The following is a 15478-nucleotide window of genomic DNA, read 5'->3' as shown; positions in this document are numbered from 1 at the left end:
TTAGCCTAAATACCAGGAAAAGGATCTTTAAAAAGATGACCATCCCGGAAGTTTGTAATCTCGGATTCTGTGCACAGGCAGCTGTCGAGATCAATGATGATATCATGCGTATCCAGCTCCTGGCCTATGATTACCAGTTCATTATACCTGTCTGCAAAGCGGGTATCCCAGCGGTTGGTGATGAGTTCATAGGTTTCGGGATCCATTTGCCATTGCGCCCGGGGAATGGCACACCACCAGTAGCCCGCCTTTTCTGCGCGCAGTGATCCGCCGGCCTGGCTCCAGTTCACCGCTATATCCGGCCGCGAAGCCAGCCAAAACAATCCTTTACTGCGGATAATATTACCAGGCCAGCGTTCATTGATATACTGCCACAAGCGTTCGGGGTGAAAGGGTTTGCGGCTGCGGTATACAAAAGAAGAGATGCCGTATTCTTCCGTTTCAGGGGTATGCTCATTTTCCAGTTCGGCCTGCCAACCGGCACTTTGGGAAGTGGTGTCAAAGTCAAAAAGACCGGTGTGCAGTATTTCATTCAACGGCACCTGGCCTTTGATTGATTCCACGATGCGGGCAGTGGCATTTAGTTTACGCAGTACGGCTTTTAGGTTGCCCAGTTGGTCTTTTGTTACCAGGTCGCATTTATTCAGCACAATCACATTGGCAAACTCCACCTGGTCGGTCAGCAGGTTCACAATAGTGCGCCGGTCGGCCGCATCATCCGTTAAGCTTCTGTCCTGCAGTAACGACATGCTGCTATAGTCACTGATAAAATTATACGCATCCACTACCGTCACCATTGTATCCAGCTGGCTTACCGTAGTAAGGTCAATGTTGTTGGCTTCATCCTGGTAGCAAAAAGTTTGCGCCACAGGTATTGGTTCGGAGATCCCGGTAGATTCTATCAGCAGGTAATCAAACCGTTTTTCGGCGGCCAGTGCAGCTACTTCCTTCAGCAGGTCTTCCCTCAAAGTGCAACAAATGCAGCCGTTGCTCATTTCCACCAGGCGTTCTTCCGTTTTGTGCAGCGTATTTTCATTCTTCACCAGTTGCGCGTCGATATTCACTTCGCTCATGTCGTTAACAATAACGGCTACACGAAGATTTTCGCGGTTGTGCAGCACGTGATTAAGCAGCGTAGTTTTCCCCGCGCCGAGAAAACCACTCAGCACCGTAACAGGTAATTTTTCCATATGTGATAAATTATATTGCTATAGGACTATGTATTTTAGTTGTGGCACTGTTTATAAGTCCCGGGTGATACGACCCTGCTGTTTTACAATCAAATTGTTATAATCCCTCTGCTGTCAAATGCTGTTTACCGGATGATGGCCCCAGGTGATTATGAACCCCGTGTTTCCCATTGGCGCATTGCTTACAACGCTTCAGGTTTAATATATGCGCAGTCGTTACTCCCGCCGCGCCGGCAAAGATGATAGCGGGTGTCCAGAACCCGCCGGCCACCCCGAAGTGCCCTCCCACTAACAAGGCAAATCCCGCGGTGAAGATCAGCAGCGGCGCTATGCGCCGGTGAAGTCTGAAATACCCGCGCCCCAGCGATAAACAACCCACGCCAAAGGAGAAAGACAACAAGCCATACTCCAGCATTTCATTTTCCAGTACATGCGATCCTATCAATGGTAATACCGTGAGCAGCAAGGGGAGTAAGGCACAGTGCACGGCGCACAACAGGGAAGCCCCTATTCCAATGGTGTCCAAACTCATCTTCTTTAAAATATTCACTTCCATGTTCCCATTTTTCTATCCGGACAAAACTACGTAAATTTGCAACGATGTTGCAAATTAAAATATCTATTATCTTCAGATAATTTATTTTTTCAACTATAAAATGTTGCAGGCGTGTTAAAAAAATAAGAGATGGGTGGTACTGATGGGCATCTGTTAACTATGTGCTACCTTTGTATATCGAATAAAACAAGGAATCATACCTATGTCGAAGAAAGCAATTATACTGATTTCATTTTTTGTGTTGTTGAGCGCAGGCTTCCTGACCTATGCGGGTTATATTATTAAGGGAGAAACAGGGACCTTCTTTGGAAAAGATAAATTGCCTCACCTGGGCGCGCCGGGACATACCATCCCCGGCTTTTCCTTTACCGACCAGGATGGCCGCACAAAAGCAAAAGCAGATGTTGAAGGCAAGATCTATGTATCTGAGTTCTTTTTTACCACCTGCACCGGTATTTGTCCGAAGATGAATGCCAACATGGATAGGGTATATGCGAAGTATAAAGACAATCCCAACTTCCTGATCCTTTCGCATACGGTAGATCCCGAACACGACAGCGTACCGGTACTAAAGGCATATGCCGCCAAACATGGCGCTGATTCCAAAAACTGGTGGTTCCTCACCGGCGATAAGAAACAGCTTTACCGGTTGGCCAGGCAGGGCTACCTGGTAGACGATGGCGTATATACCGGGGAAGAAGATTTTGTACATACCCAATGGTTCGCGTTGGTCGATAAAACAGGACAAATCCGCGGTTTGTATGAAGGCACAAAAAAACAGGATGTAGATAAATTGATTGAAGACATAGACCGTTTAATGGAAGAATAAAGTTTTTTTTCATCATGGGCACCAAACAACAAATAACAGAACGAATTGGCAGTATACTGCGCGAAAGCAAGCTGAGTGTAACAGAAACCCGGACAAGGATCCTGGAACTGTTCATGAAAAGCAACGGTGCGCTGGAACATAGCGATTTTGAAAAGCTGGCCGGTCAGTCGTTCGACCGTGTAACCGTATACCGTACTTTACAAACATTCCTCGACAAAGGAATCATTCATAAAATACCCACTACAGATACATCTGTACGCTACGCTTTATGTAAGTCGGAGTGTTCAGAGCACCATCATCACGATCATCATATTCATTTCAAGTGCGAAGAATGCGGCAATACCATTTGTTTAGACGAAACTGATGTGCCGCAGATACAGCTTCCCAAAGGTTATGCAGCGCATAATGTGGAAGTAGTGGTGAGTGGGGTTTGTAAATCCTGTAAATAAAAAAATGCCTTTGTTAATGCCGCTACGCGGAACGTTAACAAAGGCATCCTTACTATATCTTTTCTATCTCCGCTTTCACAAAATCGGCCAGCTCCTTCACATAGGCCGGAGAAAAATCAAATTTAATTCCTGCGGCTTTATACAACTCAGGCAACGTTTTGGTATTACCTAAACTTAACGCCTGTACGTAATTATTCAGCGCCTGGGTTTTGTTTTCCTTGAATTGCTTCCACATGGCAATAGCGCCTAGCTGTGCAATACCGTATTCAATATAATAGAAAGGTACTTCAAACAGGTGGAGTTGCTTTTGCCAGGTGATGGCGCGGTAATCTTCATGACCACTCCAGTCAACCACAGCAGGGGAGAACTCATTCAGTATTTCGAGCCATTTGGCGGTTCGTTCTTCTGTAGTGTGCTGCGGATGTTCGTAGATCCAGTGCTGGAACTTATCGATGGTGGCAATCCACGGAAAAATGGTGATGGCTCTTTCCAATTGCTGCAAGCGTGCACGGCGGAGCTGTGTTTCATCATCAAAGAAAATGTTCCAGTAGTCCATGGTAAATAATTCCATGCTCATGCTCGCTACTTCCGCAATCTCCATTGGGTATTCCTTGAAGGCGCTGAGTGCGAGGTGATGACTGAGGAAAGAGTGTACCGCATGCCCACCTTCGTGAACCATGGTGGTGAGGTCTTTCATTTGGCCGGCGGCATTCATAAAAATGAAAGGCACGCCTGTTTCTGCCAGCGGGCAGTTATAGCCTCCCGGCGCTTTACCGTTGCGGCTTTCCAGGTCGAAGCGTCCCATTTGTTTCATTACCCGGAGACAATTGCCAAAGAAGGGGCCCAGTTCATCAAAAGTAGCAATGGCTTTATTCACCAGCTCTTCACCTGTATGGAATGGCTCCAGTGGCTTCACGCCCACTGGTTCTGCTTCTGTGTCCCACGGGCGCAGGGTGTCCAGCTGCAGTTTGGCTTTTTGCTTTTCCAGGATCTGTTGTACCAGCGGAACAATGTGCGCTTTAATGGCTTCATGAAACTGGAAGGCATCTTCTTTTGTATAGTCGAAGCGACCGAGTTCTTCGAATTTATAATCACGGTAATTTGCGAAGCCGGCATTCTTTGCTACCTGGTCGCGTTTTAAAATCAATCCGGTGTACAGGTCATCCAGTGCTTTCCTGTCTTCCAGCCGGCGGGCGCCGGTTTTGGTGAACACTTCTTCCCGCAGGGAGCGGTCGCTGTTTTCCAGGAATTTAGCAGCCTGTTGCAGGGTATATTCCTGGTCTTTTACTTTGATGGTCATTTTACCTGCAATAACGCCGTACTGTTGCGCCATTACGCTCAGTTCTGCCTGGATAGGAATGTTTTCCTCCCGGAACAGTTTCACCTGTTTCTCTACATTGCGGAGATAGGTTTTATACAGGTCGGGGTCTAATTCCTTTACAAACGGACTTTCCAGCAGTTTTTTATTGAGCGCATCTGCATAGGGTTGCAGTTTGGGCTGAATTTCCATACAGAAGTAGGCAAAGGCTTCTTCGAGCGATTTATCGGTGATATCGCAGGTCATGCGGATCTGGCGCCAGCAAGCGTCTTCACTGATCACTGCTTCCAGTTCACTCATGTCTTTCAGCCATTTTTCCAGGTCTTGCGCGCTGTTGATTTTTCTTTCCTTCAGCGCTTCAAAGTAAGGCTGCAGGGTATCCCAGGTGGTTACTTTAAAATCTTCCGGGAGAAATGTACGCGGTAGTTTCTTTATATCTGCACTTAGTTTATCCATGCTATCTGTTATTTATAAATTTTTCGGATGTAGAAATTTAGGCAATTTTACGCTAATGCCCGGTGTTTCCGGCTAAAAGAATCGTTAAATATCGGAGGGCGAAAACGATTCAGGCTTCTATTTACAGAAAATGATCTCTGTAAATAGAAGCCTGAAATATTTTGCCGGCAGATGATTGTTTTGATCATCAAACCGCCCGGATCCTTACTATTCTTCTGTTTTCTTCTTGCGTGGCTTAGCAGCTTTTTTAGGCTCTTCACCTTCTGCAGCCGGTGCGTCATCTTTCTTAGCTTTGGCTTTCTTAGGTGCTTTTTCTTCAGCGCCTGTTTCGCCTTCTTCTTTTTCAGCGGCCTTTTTAGCGCGTGGCTTCTTAGGCTTTTCTTCTGTAGCTGCTTCTTCAGAAGCTTCAGGAGCTGCTTTCTTCTTTTTCTCCGGGGCAGCGGTTTCTTCTACTGCCACTTCTTCCACTTCTCCTTCACCTTCGGCGAGGATCTCATCAAATTTCAACAGATCGTTTGCTTTGAGGATACCAAACCATTTTACCATCTTCTTCATATCACTCACATACACTCTGTCTTCATCGAATTCAGGGAATACGCTTTTGAAATAAGCTTTGATAGCATTGTTGTCTGCTTTACCGGCTACAGGCGGGTGCGCCGCTGCCTTTTCCTCCATGGCTTTGAATACCTCAGCCAGGTTTACGTTTTCGCCGGTAGTGAATACTTCAATACTTTCCAGTGGAGTAAAATTATGCACGCGGGAAGATACAAACCTTGTACTTTTATCTTCCAGTGACCTTACGATGGCGCCATCTTGTTTACTGGCTACTAACTGAAACAAACCGCCCAATCCGGTTACTGCAACAATTTCTCTGTACTGCATGTTCAAATTTTTAGGAAGCGCAAATATAAATAATTATAATAGATTGCCCGCGGCTATTTTTAGCTTGCAAAAAGCGGGCAACGGGGGCGTGCGTCAATTCAACTTTCGTGCCATGACCACCGTGCGTTTACAGCGTTTTACGTAGCCCTGAAGATTAAATATCTCTATAAAAAATATATAAATCCCTGACGGTAAAACTACTGCATTTTCACCAATTCCATCCCACGGCAAATATCCGGTATTTCCCATCAAAATATTGCGGGCCAGGTATCTCACCGGTTTGCCCTGCAAATCATACACGGTAACATTGCCCATGAAGCCCGGGCCGGGCAGTTGCCAGGAAAGCTGTGTTACATCCGCTGTTCCGTCATGATCAGGTGAAAACACTTCCGGCAATAATACAATATTCAACGAATCGCCTGCATTGCCCCGGCGCTGGGAATTGGGCCATCCCGGGGTTGCGTATCCTGCTGAAGCAGCGGCAGAGTGCCAGTTGGCGGCATCGGAAGCGGGAAACTGGTACGCCAGCCGCTCCAGCGAAATACCCTGCAACTCACTGGCCAGCGGGAAGTGTTGCCCGCTGGTATATGGCAATTCATCAATCACTGTACTATCGGCCCGCAGCAGCACAACATCCCCACCGTCGAGCGGCATGGAGGGCAGGCCGCTTACTTCCTGGATATTTTCCGGCGACCGGCAGTTATAATAACTGCAAAGCAAATCCTTGTTGGTGGTAAATGCCAGCAGTTGCCCGGGCATCAGCAGACGGCCACTGGTGGTTATCTTTTTAAAAGTACCTAATCCGCCACCGGCGGTGCGTGCGCAAAGGCGTAGCTCATTTAAGTTCACCACTTTGCGGCTGGCGTTATATAGTTCAATAAATTCAGGAATACCGGTGGGCGGGTAAAACAATACTTCATTAATTAATACGTCGTTGCCAGCCGGTGGTTGTGATATACCAAGTGTTGCACTGTTGTAGATACTGCTGGTAGCCCCATTGCAATCTGCCAGTCCGCTGGTATTAATAGTATATACCTCCTCCGGGCGGATAGCTGCATCCAGTTGCAGTTCCACACTGTTAAACAGCGGAGGCTGTACCCGGCAGGCCGTTATGTGTATTCCACCGGTAATCTGATAACGCGCAGGATCTGCTGCCAGCACGCTATCCAGCGTTTTACTGAACTGTAACAACACCCGCATGCTATCTGCAATGGCAGCAAACAGCAGGTCTGGTTTGGAAAGATCCGGGGTGTTCGCGGCCACAGCATTTACGGAACCGGGCGTGCCACCGGCAGGGGCAGTACTGGCCATCCAGTTTACTTTTCCGCTGCATGGAAATGCCGTATTGATCATTTCCAGGCTGATTCCGCCCTTGCCGGCCTTTCCGCCTGCGTACCATCCTTGATGATAATCTACCGCATGTATCACCCTTTTGAATGCGTCATATAAAATAATCAGCGCGCTGTCGTCTGCCACTGCCGGAAAACGGTCTATTCCCCTGATATTGGGAATGTTATAACTGCTCACTGCTGCCTGAGCGCACAGCACCAGCAAACTGTCGGGTTGCAGCAAATACACTGGCAGCAGCACTTCCCGCTTATTTACTGCTAAACGCCAATTGCTAAGTTGCACAGGTGCAGTGCTGATATTCCGCAGTTCTATGTATTCATACGGTGGCAAACCTGCTACAGGAGTGGGCTTGGGCATCACCTCGTGGATAATCACGTCATAAATAGCCGGCGCCTGGGTAAAACCGGTGAGGGCCTGCAGCAGCAGGCAGGAACAAACAATGGGTAACCGCATGAACAATTATTTTATAGCTTTCAAACTTAGCATTCTGTTGATCATCTGGTGTTAATGCCATGTAAATGGTAAAAAAAAATCTTAATGTTATGAAAAGCGGGGGCTATATGTTAATTTTGGGCTTCCAAAATTAAAAATGTAAAACAAAATGAAAGTTGCCGTAGTTGGAGCGACCGGACTGGTAGGCTCAAAAATGTTACAGGTGTTAACGGAAAGGAATTTTCCCGTTACTGAATTGATTCCCGTGGCTTCTGAGAAGTCCGTTGGTAAGGAAGTAACATTTAAGGGCAAGACCTGGAAGGTGGTGAGTGCGGATACGGCGATTTCAATGCAACCAAATGTGGCTATCTTTTCTGCCGGTGGCAGTACCTCCCTGGAGTGGGCGCCTAAATTTGCAGCGGCAGGTATTACCGTAATTGATAATTCCAGCGCGTGGAGAATGGACCCTACGAAGAAACTGGTAGTCCCGGAAGTAAATGGCGATGCTATTACGCAGGAAGATAAAATTATTGCCAATCCTAACTGTTCTACGATTCAGATGGTGCTGGTACTGAAACCCCTGCACGAAAAATATAAAATCAAAAGGGTAGTGGTATCTACCTACCAGTCGGTAACCGGCACCGGTGTAAAGGCAGTGACGCAGTTAATGAATGAAAGACAAGGTATTACCGGTGAAATGGCGTATGCTTACCCGATAGATCTGAATGTTATTCCGCAGATAGACGTGTTTCTCGATAACGGCTATACGAAAGAAGAGATGAAGATGGTAAATGAAACCAAGAAAATTATGAGGGACGACAGCATCCTGGTAACGGCTACGACTGTACGTATTCCGGTAATGGGTGGTCATAGTGAAGCGGTGAACATAGAGTTTGAAAATGAATACGATGTGGCGGAACTGAGGGCATTGCTTGAAAAAACACCTGGAGTAATCGTTGTAGACGATCCGTCGAAGGCTTTATACCCAATGCCAAAGGATGCACACGATAAGGACGAAGTGTTTGTGGGCCGTATCCGCAGGGATGAAACACAGCCTAAAACAGTGAATATGTGGATAGTAGCAGACAACCTTCGCAAGGGGGCAGCTACCAATGCCGTGCAGATAGCAGAATACCTTACCGGTAAAAACTGGCTGTAATCATACTGTTGTGCTATGTAATTTAGGAGTATACCACTCTTAATAGCACCTCCCGTATATGACTATACGAAAATATATTTATAACTCGTTAAGAGCAAGCATTTTACCGCTTGCTCTTTTTTGCGCGTGTTACAAAAGCATAACACACAAACCTTAAAAATTACACGGAAGTAGTATTGATTTGTGCGGGATAAAATCCAATTTTGGTAGTAATAATCCTATGCCAACTTAACTCTTTGAAAAAGAAGAGAAGTCCAATTTTAGAGATGCCGGTATTTTTCGTTATTTTCTAATCAGAAAACACCCTTAAGTCCTATGAAAACCAACACCAATCGAGAGCTTCTGTTAATGCACAAGTTCACCGAAGAGTGGAGCACTAATTTCTCTTCACAAGTATCCAGGATCATGAACATCGTTGATCAGCAGGATACGCTTGACGGAATTATACCGATTATTGAAGTGGCCAATGTTTACAATCAACGTTTTGCTCACGCGCGCACGGACAAGGAAAATCTTTTAAAGAATCGCAAAGCGCGGCCGTTCGAATTCCTGATTCACAAGAATTAAGCCGGGGTAAGCCGGAGAAGTATTTATTAGTTTATCAGGTAGTCCGCTATCATGAAATTACCAGGAGAGAATAAAGAACCATTTGCATATCTATTGGTTTGGATACTGGGTATTGGCTGCGGTGTACTTTTTAATGATGTTTGCAGCCACTGTTTACATGTTAGTAACAGGCAACTATTAAAAGGTTAACTATCTGATAAACTAATAAACTACTTTACATTAATTAGTCCATGGCGCGGTTAATGAACTGCAATAAGGGTTGCATCAGTGCAAATGTCTTCAGAATTTCCTTTACCATAGCAGGTTGTACACACGCCTCATCCGTAAACGGGTGAGACACAATCACGCTTTTCAGTTTTAGATACGCGATAGCCGGGTTATCTGGCTGATATCCCTGCGGAGCTGTTTTAAGGGCATCCCCCTCTACCTTCCCAAAGTGTTTGATAAATTCTTTATTAGAGATGATTTGTTCAAATTCCCGGAAATTATAGTCGATTTCCTGGCGGAGCTTTTTCAGTTCGGGGGCTGCCGGCATCCAGATACCGCCGCCGGCAAAACTATTGCCTCCTGGTTCAAGCTGAAAATAATAACCGGCAAACGCCGATTTTTTGCCACCTGCCTGGAAAGAAGCACCGAGATTGGTTTTATAGGGAGTTTTGTCTTTTGAAAATCTGACATCTTTGTAAATACGAAACACACAGTCTTTCACCTGGAGCCCCTGCATGGTGGCATCCTGTCTTGCCAAACCATCTATCAGCTGCTGTACCATGCTTTCAAAATCGGCCTTGGCCGCCATGTACTCGGTTTTGTGTTCATCGAACCAGACTTTATTATTATTCAGCCTGAGTGACTTAAGAAATTTTAACGTGGACGGCTGCAACATTACTTCTTTTTGCCAGCAAGATAATACAAATCATTTATGGTTTTTTGAATTTTGAGGGGCCATTGGGAGGGGTTTTAAAAAAACAGATGCAGGATGTATGCCGGAAGGCGATCTCTTCCCGTGGCAAACTCCTGCACCTGTTTGAATGCAACTTTTAGAAGTGGTAGGTGGCGGCTAATAAAACATTGGATGTGATATCAGCAGGTTTACCATCCGACTTGCTGAAAATATCTGCGGAGGCTTTATCCAGCCTGAACTCCGGCATAATAGTAAGGTTTCCTACCTTATAGTTAAAGGTGAGTGTACCGGCAACTACATTACCTCCATCCGGTACGGCTCCAAAAACTTTAAGCCCGTCTTTATCACTGAAATATTCTCCACGAACTGTTAATCCGATCTTGTCAGTGAAATCGAGGTTCACGTACAGCGCATTGCCCCACCATTTTGCGTTTTCGCGGGTGCTTTTAGGTGCACGTGTGTCGGTATAGGTACTGTAGGTAGCGTTATATCCCAAACCGAATACGGTGTTGATTTGGTAAGTGGCTACCAGGTCTACCTGATGATTCTGGATACCGAAAGTATCTTTTCCTTCCAGGTAATTCAGGTATAATTTGATGGGTGTTTCTGCCGGAGCAAAGCCCAGCTGAGCACCAATATATTTGTGGCTGTTAAGGGTAACTGATTTCAGATCGGTAGGATTAAATACGCCTACCATAGCGCTTAAAGAAGAGGTGATGGCAATATCTGCCTTCACGCCTGTATTAAAGAAAGGGCCGTAACTGAACATATAGCTCATGCTATAGTTCCTGTTGGCGTAGGCATCTACCAGTTCGTAACCAATGTGGGTGGCGAAACTACCGAGACTTATTTTTACTTTCTCAGCTACCTGGTAAGATACATACAATTGTTTAATAGCCATTGACAGGCCATTAGCGGAGCCGGGAACATCGTTATAGGAAAACTCTCCGGCTCTTTTGCCGAAGCCGAGGTCGGCAACGATGCTACCATTTTTAAATCCGTGTTCTACTTTCAGCGATACCATTCCCAATTCGAAAGAGTTGTGGGAGTTGGTAAAGCTGGTTTTATTATCAGTATAATTTCCGTTGAGATTGTATTTATAATACACATCTGCAGATCCTGATAATTTAAACGCGGGAGCAGATGTACTATCTGTCGTGGATTGTGCCATGGCAACGAGGGTGCTGCCCATGGCAAATAAGGTCGTTAACATTCTTTTCATACTTATAAATTTGGTTGATAAAATGGTAAGTACTAATGCGGCCTTTTCTCACGGATTGTTTCGGGGGTGCGTGCTACAGTATCTTCTGATGCTACATTCAGAAAAATAGAAGGAATGGATAATCAGTAATCAATGATTGGTGCGAGTTTCACTTATTTACAGCAAGTTTAACTACCAATTATCCATTCCAGGTTCTTACAACGTAAAGTATATGCGTTTAATAAAGTTGATAAAGATCGTACTCAAAGAACTGTAACTCATTTTTGATACCTCTGAAAGGAATTGTTTTTCAGGAGTGAATCAGTTCGTCTTCTTCTTTCAGTGAACCGTTGTCGGAGATACTGATCATAGAAGGATGATAGTTTTCGTTGTGCTGTGTAACATCCAGACCCAGTTCTTCTTCTTCTTCAGATACGCGCAGCGGGTGAATCAGGTTGATGAGTTTGAAGATACCGTAAGATACAGTGAAGCTGTAACCTACTACCAGTAACAGACCCAATACCTGGTTTTTGAACAGTTCGAAGTTGCCGTAAAGCCAGCCATCAGTACCAGCTGAATTCACAGCCTTGGTAGCGAAGATACCGGTGAGCAGCATACCTACCATACCACCTAAACCATGGCAAGGGAATACATCGAGTGTATCATCAATGCTGGTTTTGGATTTCCAGTGTACCGCAATATTAGAAATGATAGAGGCAATGAAACCGATGAATATACTTTGCGGGATAGCAACAAAACCAGCAGCAGGAGTGATAGCCACCAGACCAACTACCGCACCGATGCAGAAGCCGAGGGCAGATGGTTTGCGTCCGCGGATTACATCGAAGAATACCCACGCTAAACCGGCAGCAGCAGTAGCTGTGTTAGTAGTAGCAAAAGCGGAAGCTGCGAGGGCGTTGGCGCTCAAAGCAGAACCTGCGTTGAAACCGAACCAGCCGAACCAGAGTAAACCGGTACCCAGTAATACAAAGGGAATATTTGCAGGTTGTAATTCTTTCTTTTCGATATGATCCTTTCTTCTTTTCAGTACCAGGGCGCCTGCCAGGGCAGCGCAACCTGCAGAAATATGTACCACAGTACCACCGGCAAAATCCAGTACTCCTAATTTAAACAGAATACCATCAGGATGCCAGGTCCAGTGTGCAATTGGTGCATATATCAGCAAACTGAATAACACCATGAACAATACATAAGAAGTGAAACGGATCCTTCCCGCTACTGCTCCAACTACCAGTGCAGGAGTGATGATTGCAAACTTCATCTGGAAGAGCGCAAACAGTAACAGCGGAATAGTAGGCGCCAGGCTCCATGGAGCTCCTGATCCTACATTCTGAAACATAAAGAATGTACTGGGATCTCCAATAATGCCATTAACAGATTTACCAAACGCCAGGCTAAATCCAACTACTAACCAAACGATGCTGATTAAGCCGGTAGCAATGAAACTTTGCATCATGGTAGAAATCACGTTCTTCTTATTTACCATGCCTCCATAAAAGAAGGACAAACCGGGAGTCATCAAAAATACCAGGGACGATGCTACAAGAATCCAGGCGATATCAGCGGAATTATATTTGCTGGCATCAGCAAAACTTGGGAGGGCAGGCATAAAAATTCCAACTATTGCGATGAGCGCAAGGAAAATGAAGGGGAGATAGTCCTGAAAAGATATTTTCTTCATAGCGTTTGATTTTTAAATTTCTTAAATAAAAGTAGGTCCGAAATTTAAAACATCAAATAGAAGGGTCTAAAAATAGAAATATTTGAATAAGAGGTACGATAATTAGGATTAAATCAATGATATTATAATTTATAATAATATTAATTATTATTTTTTAAGATATAGCGGCTTTCAGGAAGATAAAATATCAATCTAAATAATTGAATATCAGTAATATTAGAAGAATATTAAGGAAAGGTTAACAATTTTCAAATTTGCCAGGTGCACGCGCTACTGTAATAAGGGAACAAGCCGCGCAAACACCTGGTAAACAATAATATATAAATTAATAATTAATCACTTTAATTGCTGGAACAACTAATTTATATTACAAATAATTGCATATAATGTTCTGAATTTGCGAAGCCGATTATTGTTTCATTTCGAGTAATTCGCGCTCCATTGCAAACATCTGATCCCTCAAACGGGCGGCTTCCATGAAATCAAGATCGCGGGCAGCCTTCTCCATATCTTTCTTCACTTTGGCAATCGACTTCTCCATCTGTGGGATGGTTTTTACATTGGCTGCAGAGGATTTTGCATAAGCCATCGCATCTTCCGCTACCAACAGCACTTCATCATGGATAGCCATCGGTGAGTTTTCATCGAAGTGCTTGATTTCCAACACGGAAGTTTGTCCCATGATCTGTTCTTTGCTTTTACGGACAGTACGGGGCGTAATATTATGTTCTATATTAAATGCCACTTGCTTCTCACGGCGGCGATCCGTTTCGTCAATCGTCCGCTGCATGCTCTCCGTGATCTTATCAGCATAGAAGATCACCAGCCCGTCCACATTACGTGCCGCACGACCCGCCGTTTGTGTAAGAGAGCGCTCATCGCGCAGAAACCCTTCCTTATCGGCATCCAGGATAGCCACCAATGATACCTCCGGCAAATCCAATCCTTCCCTCAGCAGGTTTACCCCAACCAATACATCTATATTACCTAACCGCAGGTCACGTAATATTTCAATTCGCTCCAGGGTGTCTACCTCAGAATGGATATAACGCGACTTAATATTAATACGTCCAAGATATTTGTCCATTTCTTCGGCCATGCGCTTTGTCAGGGTGGTTACCAGCACGCGGTCGCCTTTTTGCACCCGCTTGTCTATTTCTTCCAGCAGATCATCCACCTGGTTCACACTTGGTCTCACTTCAATAGGAGGTTCCAGCAGGCCTGTAGGCCGCACCACCTGTTCTACCACTACCCCTTCTGTTTTCTTCAGTTCATAATCACCGGGGGTAGCGCTCACAAATATGGCCTGATTCACCATATTCTCAAATTCATAAAAGTTCAGCGGGCGGTTATCCAGTGCGGAAGGCAACCGGAAGCCAAATTCCACCAGGTTCAGTTTACGGGATCTGTCGCCCCCGTACATCGCCCCGATCTGCGGAATGGTCACATGGCTTTCATCCACCACCAGCAGGAAATCTTTCGGGAAATAATCCAGCAGGCAGAAAGGCCGGGCGCCGGGCTTACGACGGTCGAGGAACCTGGAATAGTTTTCAATACCACTGCAATAACCCAGTTCACGGATCATTTCCACATCATAGTTTACCCGGTCAGACAGGCGCTGCGCTTCTATCAGCTTTCCGTTAGCTTTAAAATATTCTACCTGTGCTTTTAGCTCATCCTGTATTTCATATATGATCTGCTGCATCATATCCTTTGGAGCCAGGTACATGTTCGCCGGAAAAATGGCCGCGTTGTCTACCACTGTGATCCGCTTACTGTTTTGCACATCAATGGTTTCTATCTCTTCTATCTCATCTCCAAAAAAAGTAATCCGGTAACCATAATCCACATAAGGCAGGTTAATATCAAGGGTATCGCCCTTTACGCGGAAGTTACCCCGGTTAAAATCGCCGGTAGTACGACTGTACAGGGAGTTTACCAGGCTATGCAGCAAGGTATTGCGACTCACCGTTTGACCTTTCTGAATGCGGATAATACCATTTTCATAGTCTGTAGGATTACCGATACCATAAATACAGGAAACGCTGGCTACCACAATAATATCCCGTCTGCCGGAAAGCAGGTTGGACGTAGCCTTCAGCCGGAGCTTATCCAGTTCCTCGTTAATGGCCAGGTCCTTTTCTATATAGGTATCACTTACCGGCATATACGCCTCTGGCTGGTAATAATCGTAATAGGAAACATAATATTCTACGGCATTCTCCGGGAAAAACTGCCTGAGTTCGCCGTAAAGTTGAGCCACCAGCGTTTTGTTATGGGTCAGCACCAGGGTAGGGCGCTGCACCTGCTGGATAACATTAGCGACTGTAAAAGTTTTACCCGAACCCGTTACCCCGAGGAGCGTCTGAAACGGTTCGCCTTCTTCGATTCCTTTTGTTAATTGTTTGATCGCTTCCGGCTGATCACCAGCTGGAGCGTATGGAGCATGTATATTAAAAGACATATTGAAATTGTATTTGAGCAGT

General features: G+C 45.3%; 13 protein-coding genes. 4 read left to right on the top strand and 9 right to left on the bottom strand.

Features of this window, described 5'->3' with window-relative positions:
* Positions 1-5 precede the first annotated feature (5 nt).
* Together ACLHR0_RS08665 and ACLHR0_RS08660 are read right to left on the bottom strand one after the other, a co-directional pair.
* Positions 6-1190 (bottom strand): GTP-binding protein, encoded by a 1185-nt coding sequence (locus tag ACLHR0_RS08665; RefSeq protein ID WP_436485936.1) that lies wholly within the window; start codon positions 1188-1190, stop codon positions 6-8.
* Between the two features lie 97 nt (positions 1191-1287).
* Positions 1288-1746 (bottom strand): MerC domain-containing protein, encoded by a 459-nt coding sequence (locus tag ACLHR0_RS08660; protein ID WP_436485934.1) that lies wholly within the window; start codon positions 1744-1746, stop codon positions 1288-1290.
* Between the two features lie 202 nt (positions 1747-1948).
* On the opposite strand from ACLHR0_RS08660, the gene ACLHR0_RS08655 reads away from it, so the two are divergent.
* The gene (locus ACLHR0_RS08655; protein WP_429043631.1) at positions 1949-2575 is read left to right on the top strand and encodes an SCO family protein; all 627 of its coding nucleotides are present in this window, start codon (positions 1949-1951) and stop codon (positions 2573-2575) included.
* 14 nt (positions 2576-2589) lie between these two features.
* Positions 2590-3024 (top strand): Fur family transcriptional regulator, encoded by a 435-nt coding sequence (locus ACLHR0_RS08650; protein WP_079471705.1) that lies wholly within the window; start codon positions 2590-2592, stop codon positions 3022-3024.
* A gap of 52 nt (positions 3025-3076) precedes the next feature.
* Here ACLHR0_RS08650 and ACLHR0_RS08645 read toward each other — a convergent pair whose 3' ends face one another.
* The 3 genes from ACLHR0_RS08645 to ACLHR0_RS08635 form a co-directional block, all read right to left on the bottom strand.
* Entirely contained in the window at positions 3077-4798 is a 1722-nt protein-coding gene (locus tag ACLHR0_RS08645) for a M3 family oligoendopeptidase (protein WP_436485932.1), read from the bottom strand.
* Positions 4799-5005: 207 nt separating this feature from the next.
* Complete coding sequence (locus ACLHR0_RS08640) at positions 5006-5680, bottom strand: DUF5606 family protein (RefSeq protein WP_370909104.1); 675 nt, start codon at positions 5678-5680, stop codon at positions 5006-5008.
* 93 nt (positions 5681-5773) lie between these two features.
* Complete coding sequence (locus ACLHR0_RS08635) at positions 5774-7483, bottom strand: lamin tail domain-containing protein (protein WP_436485930.1); 1710 nt, start codon at positions 7481-7483, stop codon at positions 5774-5776.
* Positions 7484-7631: 148 nt separating this feature from the next.
* On the opposite strand from ACLHR0_RS08635, the gene ACLHR0_RS08630 reads away from it, so the two are divergent.
* Entirely contained in the window at positions 7632-8621 is a 990-nt protein-coding gene (locus tag ACLHR0_RS08630; protein ID WP_370909102.1) for an aspartate-semialdehyde dehydrogenase, read from the top strand.
* A gap of 315 nt (positions 8622-8936) precedes the next feature.
* Positions 8937-9188, top strand: coding sequence for a hypothetical protein (locus ACLHR0_RS08625; protein ID WP_079471700.1), 252 nt, complete (start codon positions 8937-8939; stop codon positions 9186-9188).
* Between the two features lie 223 nt (positions 9189-9411).
* Here the strand turns inward: ACLHR0_RS08625 and ACLHR0_RS08620 are convergent, their stop codons facing one another.
* From ACLHR0_RS08620 to uvrB, 4 genes are all read right to left on the bottom strand, one after another.
* Positions 9412-10071 (bottom strand): DUF2461 domain-containing protein, encoded by a 660-nt coding sequence (locus ACLHR0_RS08620; protein WP_436485927.1) that lies wholly within the window; start codon positions 10069-10071, stop codon positions 9412-9414.
* Between the two features lie 154 nt (positions 10072-10225).
* Positions 10226-11311, bottom strand: a complete 1086-nt coding sequence (locus ACLHR0_RS08615; protein WP_436485925.1) for a porin — start codon at positions 11309-11311, stop codon at positions 10226-10228.
* A gap of 289 nt (positions 11312-11600) precedes the next feature.
* Positions 11601-12992 carry an ammonium transporter gene (locus ACLHR0_RS08610; protein ID WP_429043616.1) on the bottom strand — a complete coding sequence of 464 codons (1392 nt, stop codon included), beginning with the start codon at positions 12990-12992 and terminating at the stop codon, positions 11601-11603.
* Between the two features lie 409 nt (positions 12993-13401).
* Positions 13402-15456, bottom strand: a complete 2055-nt coding sequence (uvrB, locus tag ACLHR0_RS08605; RefSeq protein WP_429043613.1) for an excinuclease ABC subunit UvrB — start codon at positions 15454-15456, stop codon at positions 13402-13404.
* Between the last annotated feature and the right edge of the window lie 22 nt (positions 15457-15478).

Source organism: Chitinophaga sp. ARDCPP14 (genome assembly GCF_051362515.1).
Classification (GTDB): Bacteria; Bacteroidota; Bacteroidia; order Chitinophagales; family Chitinophagaceae; genus Chitinophaga.
Note: the sequence above shows the minus strand (reverse complement) of the source record. Positions and strands in the feature narration are given on the sequence as shown.

Bases quoted from the DNA above. Each gene is read 5' to 3' on its own strand.
- ACLHR0_RS08665 (WP_436485936.1), bottom strand. From the start codon at position 1,190: ATGGAAAAATTACCTGTTACGGTGCTGAGTGGTTTTCTCGGCGCGGGG.
- ACLHR0_RS08660 (WP_436485934.1), bottom strand. From the start codon at position 1,746: ATGGAAGTGAATATTTTAAAGAAGATGAGTTTGGACACCATTGGAATA.
- ACLHR0_RS08655 (WP_429043631.1), top strand. From the start codon at position 1,949: ATGTCGAAGAAAGCAATTATACTGATTTCATTTTTTGTGTTGTTGAGC.
- ACLHR0_RS08650 (WP_079471705.1), top strand. From the start codon at position 2,590: ATGGGCACCAAACAACAAATAACAGAACGAATTGGCAGTATACTGCGC.
- ACLHR0_RS08645 (WP_436485932.1), bottom strand. From the start codon at position 4,798: ATGGATAAACTAAGTGCAGATATAAAGAAACTACCGCGTACATTTCTC.
- ACLHR0_RS08640 (WP_370909104.1), bottom strand. From the start codon at position 5,680: ATGCAGTACAGAGAAATTGTTGCAGTAACCGGATTGGGCGGTTTGTTT.
- ACLHR0_RS08635 (WP_436485930.1), bottom strand. From the start codon at position 7,483: ATGCGGTTACCCATTGTTTGTTCCTGCCTGCTGCTGCAGGCCCTCACC.
- ACLHR0_RS08630 (WP_370909102.1), top strand. From the start codon at position 7,632: ATGAAAGTTGCCGTAGTTGGAGCGACCGGACTGGTAGGCTCAAAAATG.
- ACLHR0_RS08625 (WP_079471700.1), top strand. From the start codon at position 8,937: ATGAAAACCAACACCAATCGAGAGCTTCTGTTAATGCACAAGTTCACC.
- ACLHR0_RS08620 (WP_436485927.1), bottom strand. From the start codon at position 10,071: ATGTTGCAGCCGTCCACGTTAAAATTTCTTAAGTCACTCAGGCTGAAT.
- ACLHR0_RS08615 (WP_436485925.1), bottom strand. From the start codon at position 11,311: ATGAAAAGAATGTTAACGACCTTATTTGCCATGGGCAGCACCCTCGTT.
- ACLHR0_RS08610 (WP_429043616.1), bottom strand. From the start codon at position 12,992: ATGAAGAAAATATCTTTTCAGGACTATCTCCCCTTCATTTTCCTTGCG.
- uvrB (WP_429043613.1), bottom strand. From the start codon at position 15,456: ATGTCTTTTAATATACATGCTCCATACGCTCCAGCTGGTGATCAGCCG.